Annotated in this window: 13 protein-coding genes; 12 read left to right on the top strand and 1 reads right to left on the bottom strand. The window is 54.1% G+C overall.

Annotation, left to right across the window (positions count from 1 at the left end; genetic code table 11):
• The first annotated feature begins 76 nt into the window (after nt 1-76).
• The 12 genes from plsX (at nt 77) to ptsG (ending at nt 11,660) form a co-directional block, all read left to right on the top strand.
• On the top strand, nt 77-1,165 hold the full coding sequence (gene plsX, locus DK872_RS01690; RefSeq protein WP_072440991.1) for a phosphate acyltransferase PlsX: 1,089 nt from the start codon (nt 77-79) through the stop codon (nt 1,163-1,165).
• Nucleotides 1,166-1,171: 6 nt separating this feature from the next.
• On the top strand, nt 1,172-2,125 hold the full coding sequence (locus DK872_RS01685; protein ID WP_007374496.1) for a beta-ketoacyl-ACP synthase III: 954 nt from the start codon (nt 1,172-1,174) through the stop codon (nt 2,123-2,125).
• Between the two features lie 16 nt (nt 2,126-2,141).
• On the top strand, nt 2,142-3,071 hold the full coding sequence (fabD, locus tag DK872_RS01680) for an ACP S-malonyltransferase (RefSeq protein WP_071920629.1): 930 nt from the start codon (nt 2,142-2,144) through the stop codon (nt 3,069-3,071).
• Between the two features lie 12 nt (nt 3,072-3,083).
• A complete protein-coding gene (gene fabG / locus DK872_RS01675) occupies nt 3,084-3,818 on the top strand; it encodes a 3-oxoacyl-ACP reductase FabG (RefSeq protein ID WP_007374498.1) in 735 nt (244 codons plus the stop codon).
• Between the two features lie 154 nt (nt 3,819-3,972).
• The gene (gene acpP / locus DK872_RS01670; protein WP_000103754.1) at nt 3,973-4,209 is read left to right on the top strand and encodes an acyl carrier protein; all 237 of its coding nucleotides are present in this window, start codon (nt 3,973-3,975) and stop codon (nt 4,207-4,209) included.
• Between the two features lie 90 nt (nt 4,210-4,299).
• A complete protein-coding gene (gene fabF, locus DK872_RS01665) occupies nt 4,300-5,541 on the top strand; it encodes a beta-ketoacyl-ACP synthase II (protein ID WP_035886414.1) in 1,242 nt (413 codons plus the stop codon).
• A 114-nt stretch (nt 5,542-5,655) separates the two neighbouring features.
• Nucleotides 5,656-6,471: an aminodeoxychorismate lyase gene (gene pabC / locus DK872_RS01660; RefSeq protein ID WP_035886187.1), complete on the top strand. Its 816-nt coding sequence runs from the start codon at nt 5,656-5,658 to the stop codon at nt 6,469-6,471.
• Entirely contained in the window at nt 6,468-7,490 is a 1,023-nt protein-coding gene (gene yceG / locus DK872_RS01655) for a cell division protein YceG (RefSeq protein WP_035886186.1), read from the top strand. The genes pabC and yceG overlap by 4 nt, the downstream gene beginning before the upstream one ends.
• Nucleotides 7,480-8,121 carry a dTMP kinase gene (gene tmk / locus DK872_RS01650; RefSeq protein WP_161517977.1) on the top strand — a complete coding sequence of 214 codons (642 nt, stop codon included), beginning with the start codon at nt 7,480-7,482 and terminating at the stop codon, nt 8,119-8,121. Before yceG ends, tmk begins: the two co-directional genes overlap by 11 nt.
• Nucleotides 8,118-9,122 carry a DNA polymerase III subunit delta' gene (gene holB / locus DK872_RS01645; protein ID WP_161517976.1) on the top strand — a complete coding sequence of 335 codons (1,005 nt, stop codon included), beginning with the start codon at nt 8,118-8,120 and terminating at the stop codon, nt 9,120-9,122. Before tmk ends, holB begins: the two co-directional genes overlap by 4 nt.
• A 10-nt stretch (nt 9,123-9,132) precedes the next feature.
• A complete protein-coding gene (locus tag DK872_RS01640) occupies nt 9,133-9,927 on the top strand; it encodes a metal-dependent hydrolase (protein ID WP_007374504.1) in 795 nt (264 codons plus the stop codon).
• Nucleotides 9,928-10,226: 299 nt separating this feature from the next.
• A complete protein-coding gene (gene ptsG, locus DK872_RS01635; protein WP_007374505.1) occupies nt 10,227-11,660 on the top strand; it encodes a PTS glucose transporter subunit IIBC in 1,434 nt (477 codons plus the stop codon).
• Between the two features lie 57 nt (nt 11,661-11,717).
• Here ptsG and fhuE read toward each other — a convergent pair whose 3' ends face one another.
• Nucleotides 11,718-13,934, bottom strand: a complete 2,217-nt coding sequence (gene fhuE, locus DK872_RS01630; RefSeq protein WP_161517975.1) for a ferric-rhodotorulic acid/ferric-coprogen receptor FhuE — start codon at nt 13,932-13,934, stop codon at nt 11,718-11,720.
• Nucleotides 13,935-13,987 lie beyond the last annotated feature (53 nt).

The raw sequence follows: 13,987 nt of genomic DNA, 5'->3' as shown, positions 1-13,987 counted from the left end.
CGCGCAAGCGTGATTAAGCTTAGTGAGGATTTCCCCGCGAAAGCGGGGATAGACCGAACCAGGCTGCGACGATACCTTGACACGTCTAACCCTGGCGTTAGATGTCATGGGGGGCGATTTTGGCCCGTCCGTGACAGTGCCTGCAGCTTTGCAGGCACTGAACTCTAATTCACAGCTCAACCTTCTTTTAGTCGGCGATCCCGACGCTATCACGCCATTACTTGCCAAAGCTGATTTCGAGCAACGCTCACGCTTGCTTATCATTCCTGCACAGTCAGTTATTGCCAGTGATGCCCGGCCCGCACAAGCGATCCGCACCAGTCGCGGTAGCTCTATGCGTATGGCGCTGGAATTGGTGAAAGAAGGTCGTGCCCAGGCTTGCGTCAGCGCAGGCAATACCGGCGCGCTGATGGGGCTGGCGAAAATGTTGCTCAAACCGATTGAGGGGATTGAGCGTCCGGCGCTGGTGACCGTTCTGCCACATCAGCAGAAGGGCAAAACTGTCGTGCTGGATCTCGGCGCGAATGTGGATTGTGACAGTAGAATGCTGGCGCAGTTTGCGGTAATGGGGGCGGTGATGGCCGAGGAGATCCTGGGTATCGCTAACCCTCGCGTGGCGCTGCTGAACATTGGTGAAGAAGAAACCAAAGGTCATGACAATATCCGTGATGCAGCGGCTCTGTTACGATCGGTTCCCTCAATGAACTACATTGGTTATCTGGAGGCGAATGAACTTCTGACTGGAAAAACGGATGTGTTAGTTTGTGATGGTTTTACGGGAAACGTCACATTAAAAACCATGGAGGGGGTTGTCAGGATGTTTCTTTCGCTGCTGAAATCACAGAGCGAAGGGCAAAAAAGGTCGTGGTGGCTGGTTTTATTAAAACGTTGGTTACAAAAAAGCCTGAGCAGGCGATTCAGTCACCTCAACCCCGACCAGTATAATGGCGCCTGTCTGTTAGGATTGCGCGGCACTGTGATTAAAAGTCACGGAGCAGCGAATCAGCGAGCCTTTACCGTCGCGATTGAACAGGCAGTGCAGGCGGTGCAGCGGCAGGTTCCACAGCGAATCGCCGCTCGCCTGGAATCTGTGTATGCGCTTTCGGCATCATCCGCCCAGGGCGACGATAACCGGAATGTGTGTATATTACCCAAGAGTGACTGAGCGTACATGTATACGAAGATTATTGGTACCGGCAGTTATCTGCCTGAGCAGGTTCGAACAAACGCCGATTTGGAAACAATGGTGGAAACCTCTGACGAGTGGATTGTCAGCCGTACAGGGATCCGTGAGCGTCGTATTGCTTCGGCAAACGAAACTGTCTCAACCATGGGCTATGAAGCCGCTAAACGCGCGCTGGAAATGGCCGGCATCGATAACGATCAAATTGGCCTGATTATTGTGGCGACAACCTCTGCAACGCACGCTTTTCCGAGCGCGGCGTGCCAGATCCAGAATATGCTGGAAATTAAAGGTTGTCCTGCCTTCGACGTTGCCGCAGCATGCGCAGGGTTTACCTACGCGCTGAGCATCGCCGATCAATATGTAAAATCCGGCGCGGTAAAACATGCGCTGGTGATTGGATCTGATGTGCTGGCGCGCACATTAGATCCAAATGATCGCGGTACCATTATTCTGTTCGGCGATGGTGCAGGTGCGGTGGTATTGAGTGCTTCGGAAGAGCCGGGCATTATCTCAACCCACATGCATGCTGACGGTAGCTACGGTGAGCTGCTGACGCTGCCGAACCTCGACCGCGTGAATCCGGAAAGCCCGACATATTTAACGATGGCGGGCAACGAAGTGTTTAAAGTCGCGGTGACGGAACTGGCGCGAATTGTTGATGAAACATTAGCCGCTAATAACCTTGAGCGAAGCTCGCTGGACTGGCTGGTGCCGCACCAGGCTAACCTGCGTATTATCAGCGCCACAGCGAAAAAGCTTGGCATGGCGATGGATAACGTTGTGGTTACGCTGGATCGTCATGGCAACACCTCTGCGGCTTCTGTTCCCAGCGCACTGGATGAGGCGGTACGCGATGGGCGTATCAAACCTGGCCAGCTAATTCTGCTTGAAGCGTTCGGCGGCGGGTTTACCTGGGGTTCCGCGCTGGTTCGTTTCTAAGTATAAGGATAAGAAGATGACGCAATTTGCTTTTGTTTTTCCGGGGCAGGGTTCCCAGACCGTCGGTATGTTGGCGGATATGGCGGTAGCTTACCCGGTCATTGAAGAAACGTTTGCCGAAGCCTCTGCGGCTCTGGGTTATGATCTCTGGGCACTGGTGCAGCAAGGCCCGGCAGAAGAGCTTAATAAAACATGGCAGACTCAGCCTGCACTCCTGAGTGCATCTGTCGCGCTGTGGCGCGTGTGGCAGCAGCAGGGTGGCAAAACGCCGGTACTGATGGCAGGGCATAGCCTGGGCGAATATTCCGCGCTGGTATGCGCCGGTGTTATTGCTTTTGCCGATGCTGTACGTCTGGTTGAGCTGCGCGGCAAATTCATGCAGGAAGCCGTACCGGAAGGTACCGGCGCGATGTCAGCTATCATCGGTCTTGATGATGAGTCTATTGCAAAAGCATGTGAAACTGCGGCTGAAGGCCAGATTGTTTCTCCGGTGAACTATAATTCCCCGGGGCAGGTAGTTATCGCAGGCCATAAAGAGGCCGTTGAGCGTGCCGGCGCAGCCTGTAAAGCCGCTGGTGCTAAACGTGCATTGCCGCTGCCTGTAAGCGTGCCGTCTCACTGCGCGCTGATGAAACCGGCTGCCGAAAAACTGGCTGTTGAACTGAACGCTATTCCATTTAATGCGCCGCAGATCCCGGTTATTAACAATGTGGATGTGAAGTGCGAAACGTCGCCGGAAGCCATCCGCAGTGCACTGGTGCGCCAGTTGTACAGCCCGGTGCAGTGGACGAAAAGCGTTGAGTTTATGGCGTCGCAGGGCGTTGAGCATCTGTATGAGGTCGGCCCGGGTAAGGTTCTCACCGGTCTGACAAAACGTATTGTTGACACACTGACAGCATCGGCTATCAATGAGCCGGCTGCGATGTCAGAAGCACTCGCGCAATAAAAGAGGAACACCATGAGTTTTGAAGGAAAAGTCGCGCTGGTTACCGGTGCAAGCCGTGGAATTGGTCGTGCCATTGCTGAAACGTTAGCCGCTCGCGGCGCAAAGGTTATTGGTACCGCGACGAGCGAAAATGGCGCGCAGGCTATCAGTGATTATTTAGGTGCGAAGGGTAAAGGTCTGCTGCTGAACGTGACCGATGCCGCATCTATTGAATCGGTTCTGGAGAACATTCGCGCTGAGTTTGGCGAGGTTGATATTCTGGTTAATAATGCCGGAATCACTCGTGATAACTTGCTGATGCGCATGAAAGATGATGAGTGGAACGATATTCTCGACACTAACCTTTCATCTGTTTTCCGTCTGTCAAAAGCGGTAATGCGGGCTATGATGAAAAAGCGTCATGGGCGTATTATCACTATCGGTTCTGTGGTTGGTACCATGGGAAATGCTGGTCAGGCCAACTACGCTGCGGCGAAAGCGGGTCTTATCGGTTTCAGTAAATCGCTGGCGCGTGAAGTTGCGTCCCGCGGTATTACGGTAAACGTTGTTGCTCCGGGCTTTATTGAAACGGACATGACGCGTGCGCTCTCTGACGATCAGCGTGCGGGTATCCTGGCGCAAGTTCCTGCGGGTCGCCTTGGCGGTGCTCAGGAAATCGCCAACGCGGTTGCATTTTTAGCCTCTGACGAGGCGGGTTACATCACTGGTGAGACTCTGCACGTCAACGGTGGAATGTATATGGTCTAACCACGATTAAAATCATTTGCGTTATGAGGGCGAAAGGCCTCAAAATAGCGTAAAATCGTGGTAAGAACTGCCGGGATTTAGTTGCAAATTTTTCAACATTTTATACACTACGAAAACCATCGCGAAAGCGAGTTTTGATAGGAAATTTAAGAGTATGAGCACTATCGAAGAACGCGTTAAGAAAATTATCGGCGAACAGCTGGGCGTTAAGCAGGAAGAAGTTACCAACAATGCTTCCTTCGTTGAGGACCTGGGCGCTGATTCTCTTGACACCGTTGAGCTGGTAATGGCTCTGGAAGAAGAGTTTGATACTGAGATTCCGGACGAAGAAGCTGAGAAAATCACCACCGTTCAGGCTGCCATTGATTACATCAACGGTCACCAGGCGTAAGTGAACATCTCCAGGCGGTCACTCGACCGCCTGAGTTTTATCTAGTGTTATCCCTCGAATCTCTTTTTTATCCCTCCCTGGAGGATGAACGTGTCTAAGCGTCGTGTAGTTGTGACCGGACTTGGCATGTTGTCTCCTGTCGGCAATACCGTAGAGTCTACCTGGAAAGCTCTTCTTGCCGGTCAGAGTGGCATCAGCCTGATCGACCATTTCGATACTAGCGCCTATGCAACCAAATTTGCTGGCTTAGTAAAGGATTTTAACTGTGAAGACATTATCTCGCGCAAAGAACAGCGCAAGATGGATGATTTCATTCAATATGGAATTGTGGCTGGCGTTCAGGCCATGCACGACTCCGGCCTGGTTATCACGGAAGAAAATGCTTCTCGTGTTGGTGCCGCGATCGGTTCTGGTATCGGCGGTCTGGGCTTGATTGAAGAGAACCACAGCTCCCTCGTTAAGGGCGGTCCGCGTAAAATCAGTCCGTTCTTCGTACCGTCTACAATTGTTAACATGGTGGCAGGTCACCTGACTATCATGTTTGGCCTGCAAGGTCCAAGCATCTCCATTGCAACGGCCTGTACTTCAGGCGTGCACAACATCGGCCATGCTGCGCGTATTATTGCTTATGGCGATGCCGATGCGATGCTGGCTGGTGGTGCAGAAAAAGCCAGCACCCCGCTGGGCGTAGGTGGCTTTGGTGCAGCGCGTGCGCTGTCTACCCGCAACGATAATCCTCAGGCTGCAAGCCGTCCGTGGGATAAAGAGCGTGACGGTTTTGTCCTCGGCGACGGCGCTGGCATCATCATGCTGGAAGAGTATGAGCACGCAAAAAAACGCGGTGCGAAAATCTATGCTGAAATCGTCGGCTTCGGTATGAGCAGCGATGCTTATCATATGACGTCACCGCCGGAAAACGGCGCTGGCGCGGCCAAAGCAATGGTGAATGCGCTGCGTGATGCGGGCATTGAACCAGGCCAGATTGGCTATGTCAACGCACACGGTACCTCTACGCCAGCAGGCGATATTGCTGAAGCTCAGGCGGTGAAAGCGGTGTTTGGCGATGCCGCGCGTAGCGTCATGGTGAGTTCAACCAAATCCATGACCGGGCACCTGTTAGGCGCGGCCGGTGCAGTAGAGTCCATCTACTCCATTCTTGCGCTGCGCGATCAAGCTGTACCGCCAACCATCAACCTGGATAACCCGGATGAAGGTTGCGATCTGGACTTCGTACCGCACGAAGCGCGCCAGGTTAGCGGTATGGAGTATACCCTGTGTAACTCCTTCGGCTTTGGTGGCACCAACGGCTCGCTGATCTTCAAAAAAGTCTGATCACCTTTGCTGTTTTAAAGGCCCGCTTGTCGGGCCTTTTCTATTCAGCTTTCTCCCCTTGTTCTCTGCTTTCCATCCTGCCAAACTGTCCGGCCACACGCTTAAGGAGCCTCTATGTTCTTGATTAATGGCACAGAGCAACGACAGCTTGCAGCCAGTGACCGGGCCATACAGTTTGGTGACGGCTGCTTTACTACCGCGCGTATCCTTGCCGGGCAAATCCAGTTTGCGCCTGCGCATATACAGCGCTTGCGTCTGGCATGCGAACGGCTATTTATTCCTTTTCATGACTGGGATCTGCTGGCGCAGGAGATGGCATCGCTGGCACAAGGAAAAGCTGACGGCGTGGTTAAAGTGATCCTCAGCCGTGGTGGCGGAGGTCGTGGCTACAGTGCAGCGAACTGCGATTCACCGACGCGTATTCTTTCTGTTTCAGCCCGGCCCGCACACTACGCGCGATGGCAGCGGGAAGGCGTTACGTTGACGTTGAGCGATGTATGCCTCGGGCGTAATCCGATGCTCGCGGGAATCAAACATCTTAACCGTCTGGAACAGGTGTTAATCCGCGCCGGACTGGAGCAGACCGATGCTGATGAAGCGCTGGTGCTGGACAGCGACGGCTGGATCACTGAATGTTGCGCGGCCAATATTTTCTGGCGGCAAGGGCAGGAGGTTTTCACGCCACGCCTCGACTATGCCGGAGTGGATGGCATCATGCGACAATATTGTATGCGACAACTAGCATCTTCCGGTTTTCGTGTTGTCGAAGTGAATGCCCGCCAGCAAGCGCTGGCGCAGGCCGAGGAAGTGGTTATTTGTAACGCGTTGATGCCGGTCGTCCCCGTTCGCCAATGGGGAGAACTGCGTTGGTCAGCGCGTGATTTGTACCAATTTTTAGCCCCACTGTGTGAGCAGATAAATCAGTCATGAAGAAAATGTTACGCGTTGTTCTCCTGCTGCTGACGGTATTAGTGATTGCAGCAGGAGCCGGAGTCTGGAAGGTTCGTCAACTGGCGGATTCCACGATTCTTACCAAAGATGAAATCATTTTTACCCTGCCAGCCGGAACCGGCCGGGTGGCGCTGGGTGAATTGCTGTACCAGGAGAAAGTCATCAATCGCCCGCGTGTTTTCCAGTGGTTGTTACGCCTGGAGCCTGATTTGTCGCACTTCAAAGCGGGGACCTACCGTTTTACGGCGGGCATGACCGTGCGTGAAATGCTGCAATTATTGGCCAGCGGCAAAGAGGCGCAATTTCCGCTGCGTCTGGTGGAGGGAATGCGTCTGAGTGATTATCTGAAGCAGCTACGTGATGCGCCATATCTGAAGCACACGCTGAAGGATGATGATTATGCCACTGTCGCGCAGGCGCTGAAGTTGGAGCATGCAAACTGGGTGGAAGGCTGGTTCTGGCCGGATACCTGGATGTATACCGCAAATACGACGGATGTTGCGCTACTCAAGCGCGCGCACCAAAAGATGGCGCGAGCCGTTGAACAGGTCTGGGAAGGGCGCATGGACGGCCTGCCGTACAAGGATCAGAACCAGTTGGTAACAATGGCGTCCATCATTGAAAAAGAGACGGCTGTGGCCAGCGAACGCGATCAGGTTGCCTCGGTCTTTATTAACCGCTTACGCGTCGGAATGCGCCTGCAAACCGATCCGACGGTGATCTACGGGATGGGCGCGCGTTATAATGGTAAGCTGTCGCGCGCCGACCTGGAGGCTCCGACGGATTACAACACCTATGTGATTAGCGGCTTGCCGCCAGGACCGATTGCCACGCCAGGTGAAGCCTCGCTGAAAGCGGCAGCGCATCCGGCGAAGACGCCATACCTCTATTTTGTGGCCGACGGGAAGGGTGGACACACATTTAATACCAACCTCGCCAGCCATAACCGGTCAGTGCAGGACTATCTGAAAGTGCTTAAGGAAAAAAATGAGCAGTAAATACATCGTTATTGAAGGGCTGGAAGGCGCCGGTAAAACGACGGCACGCGATGTCGTCGTCGAAACGCTGAAAGAACTGGGCGTCAGAGAGATGATATTTACGCGCGAGCCGGGCGGTACGCTGCTGGCAGAGAAGCTGCGCAGTCTGGTGCTGGATATCCGCTCTGTTGGTGACGAAGTGATTTCTGATAAAGCCGAAGTCCTGATGTTTTATGCCGCTCGTGTTCAACTGGTGGAAACGGTGATCAAACCGGCGCTGGCACGCGGTTGCTGGGTCATTGGCGATCGGCACGATCTTTCTACTCAGGCCTACCAGGGCGGCGGTCGTGGCATTGATCAAGGCATGCTGGCGACGTTGCGCGATGCCGTGCTGGGCGATTTTCGCCCGGATTTAACTCTGTACCTTGATGTCACCCCTGAAGTGGGCCTGAAACGCGCCCGCGCGCGCGGCGAGCTGGATCGTATTGAGCAGGAGTCGCTGGATTTCTTCAATCGCACCCGTGCACGTTACCTTGAGCTGGCCGCGCAGGATGCTTCTATTCGCACGGTGGATGCCACGCAACCGCTGGATGATGTTGTGCGCGCTATCCGTCAGACAGTTACCGCATGGGTGCAGGAGCTGGGCGCATGAAATGGTATCCGTGGCTGCGACCGGACTTTGAACAACTGGTCGCCAGTTATCAAAGCGGACGTGGGCACCACGCGTTACTTGTTCACTCGCTGCCAGGTATGGGGGAAGACGCGCTGATCTATGCGCTCAGCCGTTTTCTGCTGTGCCAAACACCGGAAGGACACAAAAGCTGCGGCCACTGTCGCGGCTGTCAGTTGATGCAGGCCGGAACCCATCCGGATTACTACGCACTGGCGCCGGAAAAAGGCAAAACCACGTTGGGCATTGATGCGGTGCGTGAAGTGAGTGAAAAACTCTACGAGCATGCTCGTCTTGGCGGGGCGAAGGTGGTCTGGATTCAGGACGCCGCGTTATTAACCGATGCTGCCGCCAATGCATTACTGAAAACGCTGGAGGAGCCACCAGCCCAGACGTGGTTCTTTCTTGCCTGCCGCGAGCCCGCGCGGTTACTCGCTACGCTGCGCAGCCGCTGCCGCTTGCATCACCTTGCGCCACCGGCGGAAAGTTATGCCAGCGCATGGCTTAGTCGGGAAGTGACGGTGTCACAAGATGCTATCCTCAGCGCACTGCGTCTGTGCGCCGGGTCGCCAGGCGCGGCTGAGACGCTGTTGCAGGAAGAGCACTGGGCGCAGCGTCAGGCACTCTGCCTGGCGATTGAAAACGCGCTAAATAGCGGTGACTGGTTCGCCATGCTGACGGCGCTTAACCACGATCGGGTGGCGGAGCGCTTGCAATGGGTCTGTGCGCTGTTCCTCGATGCTCTGAAAGCACAGCAGGGGGCGACATTGCTGACCAACGTTGATGTGCCAGACCTGGTACACAACCTTGCCCGTCAGTTACGCGGTGAGACATTGCATGCTCTGCTGCATGCTGTATTTACTTGCCGTGAGCAGTTGCTGAATGTCGTGGGAGTGAACCACGAACTGCTGCTCACCGATCTTTTATTAACACTGGAACGGTACCTGCAACCAGGCGCTACGCTTCCGGTATCCCACCTTTAAGAGAGACATTATGTTTTTAGTCGACTCGCACTGCCATCTTGATGGCCTGGATTACGCCTCTTTGCACAAAGATGTTGATGACGTACTGGCGAAAGCCGCCGCGCGCGATGTGAAGTTTTGTCTGGCTGTGGCCACCACGCTGCCCGGATATCGCAGCATGCGCGAGCTGGTGGGAGAGCGCAGTAATGTGGTGTTCTCCTGCGGCGTTCATCCGCTGAATCAGGACGAAGAGTATGACGCGGCGACGCTGCGTCAGTTAGCAGCGGAAGAGGGTGTTGTGGCAATGGGTGAGACCGGTCTGGACTATTTCTATACACCGGAAACCAAAGCGCGTCAGCAGATCTCATTCCGCAACCATATCCGCATTGGGCGCGAGCTGAATAAACCGGTTATCGTGCATACACGCGATGCCCGTGCCGACACACTGGCGATTTTGCAGGAAGAGCAGGTTCAGGATTGCGGCGGTGTACTACACTGCTTTACTGAGGATCGTGAAACGGCAGGCAAGCTGTTGGATATGGGATTTTATATCTCTTTCTCCGGCATTGTGACTTTCCGTAATGCGGAACAACTACGCGATGCAGCACGTTATGTGCCTCTGGATCGGTTGCTGGTCGAGACCGATTCTCCGTATCTCGCGCCCGTACCGCACCGCGGTAAAGAGAACCAGCCTGCAATGACACGCGATGTGGCAGAATATATGGCGGTTCTGAAAGGGGTTTCCATTGAGGAACTCGCACAGCAGACCACGCAAAACTTTGCCAGCCTGTTTCATATCGATCCCGCCAGATTGCAATCTGTCTGAAATATCAGCTTATTTTAGTACTCGTAATTAATAAACGATCAGAGTAAAGTTCACCGCCATAAAAAAGGCGGTGATGGTCGTTTTTCATACATCAGGCAGCGCCTTTTGTAAATCTGTGTGAGTTTTAAAGCGACCGCTAGCTGAAACGTGATAGCCGTCAAACAAAGCTGAAACGATTTATTTTACTCTGTGTAATAAATAAAGGGCGCTTAGATGCCCTTCCCAAGGCGCGGTTCTCCCCCCGTGCCAACGCGTGAAAGCGCAACAAAAAGCACTAATACTCAGGAGCACTCTCAATTATGTTTAAGAATGCATTTGCTAACCTGCAGAAGGTCGGTAAATCGCTGATGCTGCCAGTATCCGTACTGCCTATCGCAGGTATCCTGCTGGGCGTCGGTTCTGCAAACTTCAGCTGGCTGCCAGAAGTGGTATCTCATGTTATGGCCGAAGCGGGTGGTTCCGTTTTTGCCAACATGCCGCTGATTTTCGCTATCGGTGTTGCGCTTGGCTTCACCAATAACGATGGCGTTTCTGCTCTGGCTTCGGTTGTTGCCTACGGCATCATGGTGAAAACCATGGCTGTGGTTGCACCTCTGGTTCTGCATTTACCTGCTGAAGAGATCGCTGCAAAACACCTGGCGGATACCGGTGTGCTCGGCGGGATCATCTCCGGTGCGATTGCCGCATACATGTTTAACCGCTTCTACCGTATCAAGCTGCCTGAGTATCTGGGCTTCTTCGCGGGTAAACGCTTTGTACCGATTATTTCTGGCCTTGCAGCGATTATCACCGGTGTGATCCTCTCCTTCATTTGGCCGCCGATTGGTTCCGCGATCCAGACATTCTCTCAATGGGCTGCTTACCAGAACCCGGTTGTTGCATTCGGTATCTACGGCTTCATTGAACGCTGCCTGGTACCGTTCGGTCTGCACCACATTTGGAACGTACCTTTCCAGATGCAGATTGGTGAATTCACCAACGCTGCTGGCCAGGTATTCCACGGCGATATTCCGCGTTACATGGCAGGCGACCCGACAGCGGGCAAACTGTCTGGCGGCTTCCTGTTCAAAATGTACGGTCTGCCGGCTGCAGCTATCGCTATCTGGCACTCTGCTAAACCGGAAAACCGCGCGAAAGTGGGCGGTATCATGATCTCCGCAGCGCTGACCTCGTTCCTGACCGGTATCACCGAGCCGATCGAGTTCTCCTTCATGTTCGTTGCGCCGATCCTGTACGTTATCCACGCTATTCTGGCAGGTCTGGCCTTCCCGATCTGTATCCTGCTGGGTATGCGTGACGGTACGTCGTTCTCTCACGGTCTGATCGACTTCATCGTACTGAGTGGCAACAGCAGCAAACTGTGGCTGTTCCCGGTCGTCGGTGCTTGCTATGCCGTGGTTTACTACACCGTGTTCCGCGTGCTGATCAAAGCGCTTGATCTGAAAACGCCGGGCCGTGAAGACGCAACCGAAGACACCAAAGCAGGTGCAAGCAGTGAGATGGCCCCGGCTCTGGTTGCAGCGTTTGGCGGTAAAGAAAACATCACCAACCTGGATGCGTGCATCACGCGTCTGCGTGTCAGCGTAGCTGACGTAGCGAAAGTGGATCAGGCTGGCCTGAAGAAACTGGGCGCTGCAGGTGTGGTCGTCGCTGGTTCCGGCGTTCAGGCAATTTTCGGTACGAAATCCGATAACCTGAAAACCGAAATGGATGACTATATCCGCGCTAACTAAGCCGTAGTCTGGGGAGACTGAGGGAGCCTGCTGGCTCCCTTTTTTATTGCTCTGCTATCAGAAGCTGTAATTTGCACTGACAGAGAAGTTACGCGGCGCACCGTACACACCGTAGGTGCCCAGATAATCGTAATACTCTTTATCGAACACATTGTTGAGGTTCGCCTGGATGGCAAAGTTCTTCGTGGCCTGATAGCGCGCGAAGAGATCCACCACCGTGTAACCGCTCTGGGTAATGCGGGTATCGCCGTTCGGGCCGGTAATATCCTGCCAGGTTTTGTTCTGCCAGCGCGCGCCGCCGCCGATTGCCAGCTCAGGTAGCATCGGCAACTGGTAGCGTGTAAACAGCTTCATCGTGGTACGCGGCTGTTCAGGGTTCACCGCAACGCCATCACCATCTTCCGCCATAAAGCGGCTTGCCCCGAAGGTCAGTTGCAGGTTGTCGGTCAGCGCACCGTTCAGTTCAAATTCCACGCCCTTGCTGACGGTGCCATTCACAGATTTATAGGCCGTCTGGCCACCTGAGTCAGGAATATATTCACCAGTGGAAACAGCAACGTGATCCTGCTCGGTGCGGAAGACCGCAAGCGTGGCAGTCAAACGTGTGTTAAACCAGTCGCCTTTTACTCCGGCTTCGTAGCTTTTACCGGTTGTCGGTTCAAGGAACTCGCTATTAATGTCGCGCTGGCTGGACGGTTCGAAAATAGAGGTATAGCTGGTGTAGACCGACCAGGTGTCATTGATGTCATAGATCAGGCCGGCATACGGCGTTACATCATCAAACTTGGTGTTACGGATCTCGTCCGGTTTACGCTCCAGGTTGTACTTCGCGCTCCACTCGGTGTAGCGGGCGCCGAGGATCAGATGCAGCGGATCGGCCAGCGAGATGCGGGTCGCGGCGTAGACAGATTTCTGGCGAATAACGTCGCGCTGATAGAGCGCCCAGTCGGACCAGCTCGGATCGGCCAGCGTACTACCGTTGTAATTGTTGATATTTCCGACATCCATCAGACCGAAATTATCATTCACCGGGTAGGAGTTGTTGTAGTTGTTACGCTGACGGCTGTAGCTGCCACCGAACATCACCTCATGCTGGCGACCCAACAGGTCGTAGCCGCCGCGAACAAAGGCATCGACGGAATCCTGCTTACGCTCGCCCCGGTTCCAGCCGCCCCAGGCACCTTGCCACTGCGTGGCGTCATACAGGCCGGTGGCTTTATCCGGGAAACCATCGATATACATCAGTTTGCTGTCGAAATTGGTTTCGGCATGCATAGCGTTGACTTTGGCTTCCCAACCATTATCAAAACGCTGCGTCAGGTTGGCGAAAACCTTGCGTGAATCGACGTTAGAGTAAGCCCAGTCCGCCGCCGTGTTGAAACCACGGCGGAAATGGGTACGGCTACCGTCGCTGTACAGTGAGGGAATGCCGCCCCAGGTCGGGCTATCCTCTTCGCTCTCCTGGTAATCATACCCGAGAGAAAGTGTTGTCGAATCGGTGAGGTCGGCATCAACAACGCCGGTAATGAATTTTTTGCGGTAGTGGTTGCGTTCAAGCCAGGAGTCGTTGTCCTGGTAGCCGGTAATAACACGGCCGCGCACATTGCCGGATTCGGTCAGGGGAGCCTGGAGATCCAGAACATAACGCTGTTTACCCCAGCTACCATATGTTGCCTCGGCCGAGCCTTTAAATGTTTTGCTGTCGGCGTGTTTACGCACCATGTTGACATACGCGGATGGATTCCCTGTCCCGCTCATCAGACCCGCTGCGCCGCGCACGACTTCGATTTTGTCATAAATCGCCGTATCACCCGCGGTATCACCGAAATTCCATCGGTTATCGAGAAATGTCGGCATATCTTCATAGGCAAAGTTGCTGACGAAGAAACCACGGGCGAAGAAATTTGTACGGTGTGAGTCAATGCGCGAAGCGTTAACGCCAATCGTGTTATCGAGCACTTGCTCAATCGTTGTTAACTGTTGGTCTTGCATACGTTGCTGGCTGACAACGCTGACGGACTGGGGAATATCACGCGGCACTAGCAGCAATTTTGTCCCGGTGGTAGTGGTTTTTACGCTGTAGTCCTGCGCCTGGCTATCGGAGGTGCTCAGCCCACCGCCACCGTCGACCACAACTGTATCATCGGCGTTGGCCGTTGTTTCTGCTGCAAATACTGCAGATGGCGTCAGCGCAAGAGCAATGCACGCTGCCAGCAGCGAAGGCACAGCAGCGTTTGAACACGCGCCATCCCTGGTGTGTTGAGTGAAAGACATAATAAACCCTTAATAGTGCGTTAGCGTGATAACCCGGCGGCGATACGTTGTCG

Source organism: Kosakonia sp. MH5 (assembly GCF_009935945.1).
Lineage (GTDB): Bacteria > Pseudomonadota > Gammaproteobacteria > Enterobacterales > Enterobacteriaceae > Kosakonia > Kosakonia radicincitans.
This window is presented reverse-complemented; position numbering and strand designations above follow the sequence as displayed.

What these genes read in the sequence shown, in the direction of transcription:
- fabD (WP_071920629.1), top strand. Translation starts at nt 2,142, where the DNA reads ATGACGCAATTTGCTTTTGTTTTTCCGGGGCAGGGTTCCCAGACCGTC.
- fabG (WP_007374498.1), top strand. Translation starts at nt 3,084, where the DNA reads ATGAGTTTTGAAGGAAAAGTCGCGCTGGTTACCGGTGCAAGCCGTGGA.
- DK872_RS01640 (WP_007374504.1), top strand. Translation starts at nt 9,133, where the DNA reads ATGTTTTTAGTCGACTCGCACTGCCATCTTGATGGCCTGGATTACGCC.
- yceG (WP_035886186.1), top strand. Translation starts at nt 6,468, where the DNA reads ATGAAGAAAATGTTACGCGTTGTTCTCCTGCTGCTGACGGTATTAGTG.
- DK872_RS01685 (WP_007374496.1), top strand. Translation starts at nt 1,172, where the DNA reads ATGTATACGAAGATTATTGGTACCGGCAGTTATCTGCCTGAGCAGGTT.
- fhuE (WP_161517975.1), bottom strand. Translation starts at nt 13,934, where the DNA reads ATGTCTTTCACTCAACACACCAGGGATGGCGCGTGTTCAAACGCTGCT.
- ptsG (WP_007374505.1), top strand. Translation starts at nt 10,227, where the DNA reads ATGTTTAAGAATGCATTTGCTAACCTGCAGAAGGTCGGTAAATCGCTG.
- pabC (WP_035886187.1), top strand. Translation starts at nt 5,656, where the DNA reads ATGTTCTTGATTAATGGCACAGAGCAACGACAGCTTGCAGCCAGTGAC.
- holB (WP_161517976.1), top strand. Translation starts at nt 8,118, where the DNA reads ATGAAATGGTATCCGTGGCTGCGACCGGACTTTGAACAACTGGTCGCC.
- acpP (WP_000103754.1), top strand. Translation starts at nt 3,973, where the DNA reads ATGAGCACTATCGAAGAACGCGTTAAGAAAATTATCGGCGAACAGCTG.
- tmk (WP_161517977.1), top strand. Translation starts at nt 7,480, where the DNA reads ATGAGCAGTAAATACATCGTTATTGAAGGGCTGGAAGGCGCCGGTAAA.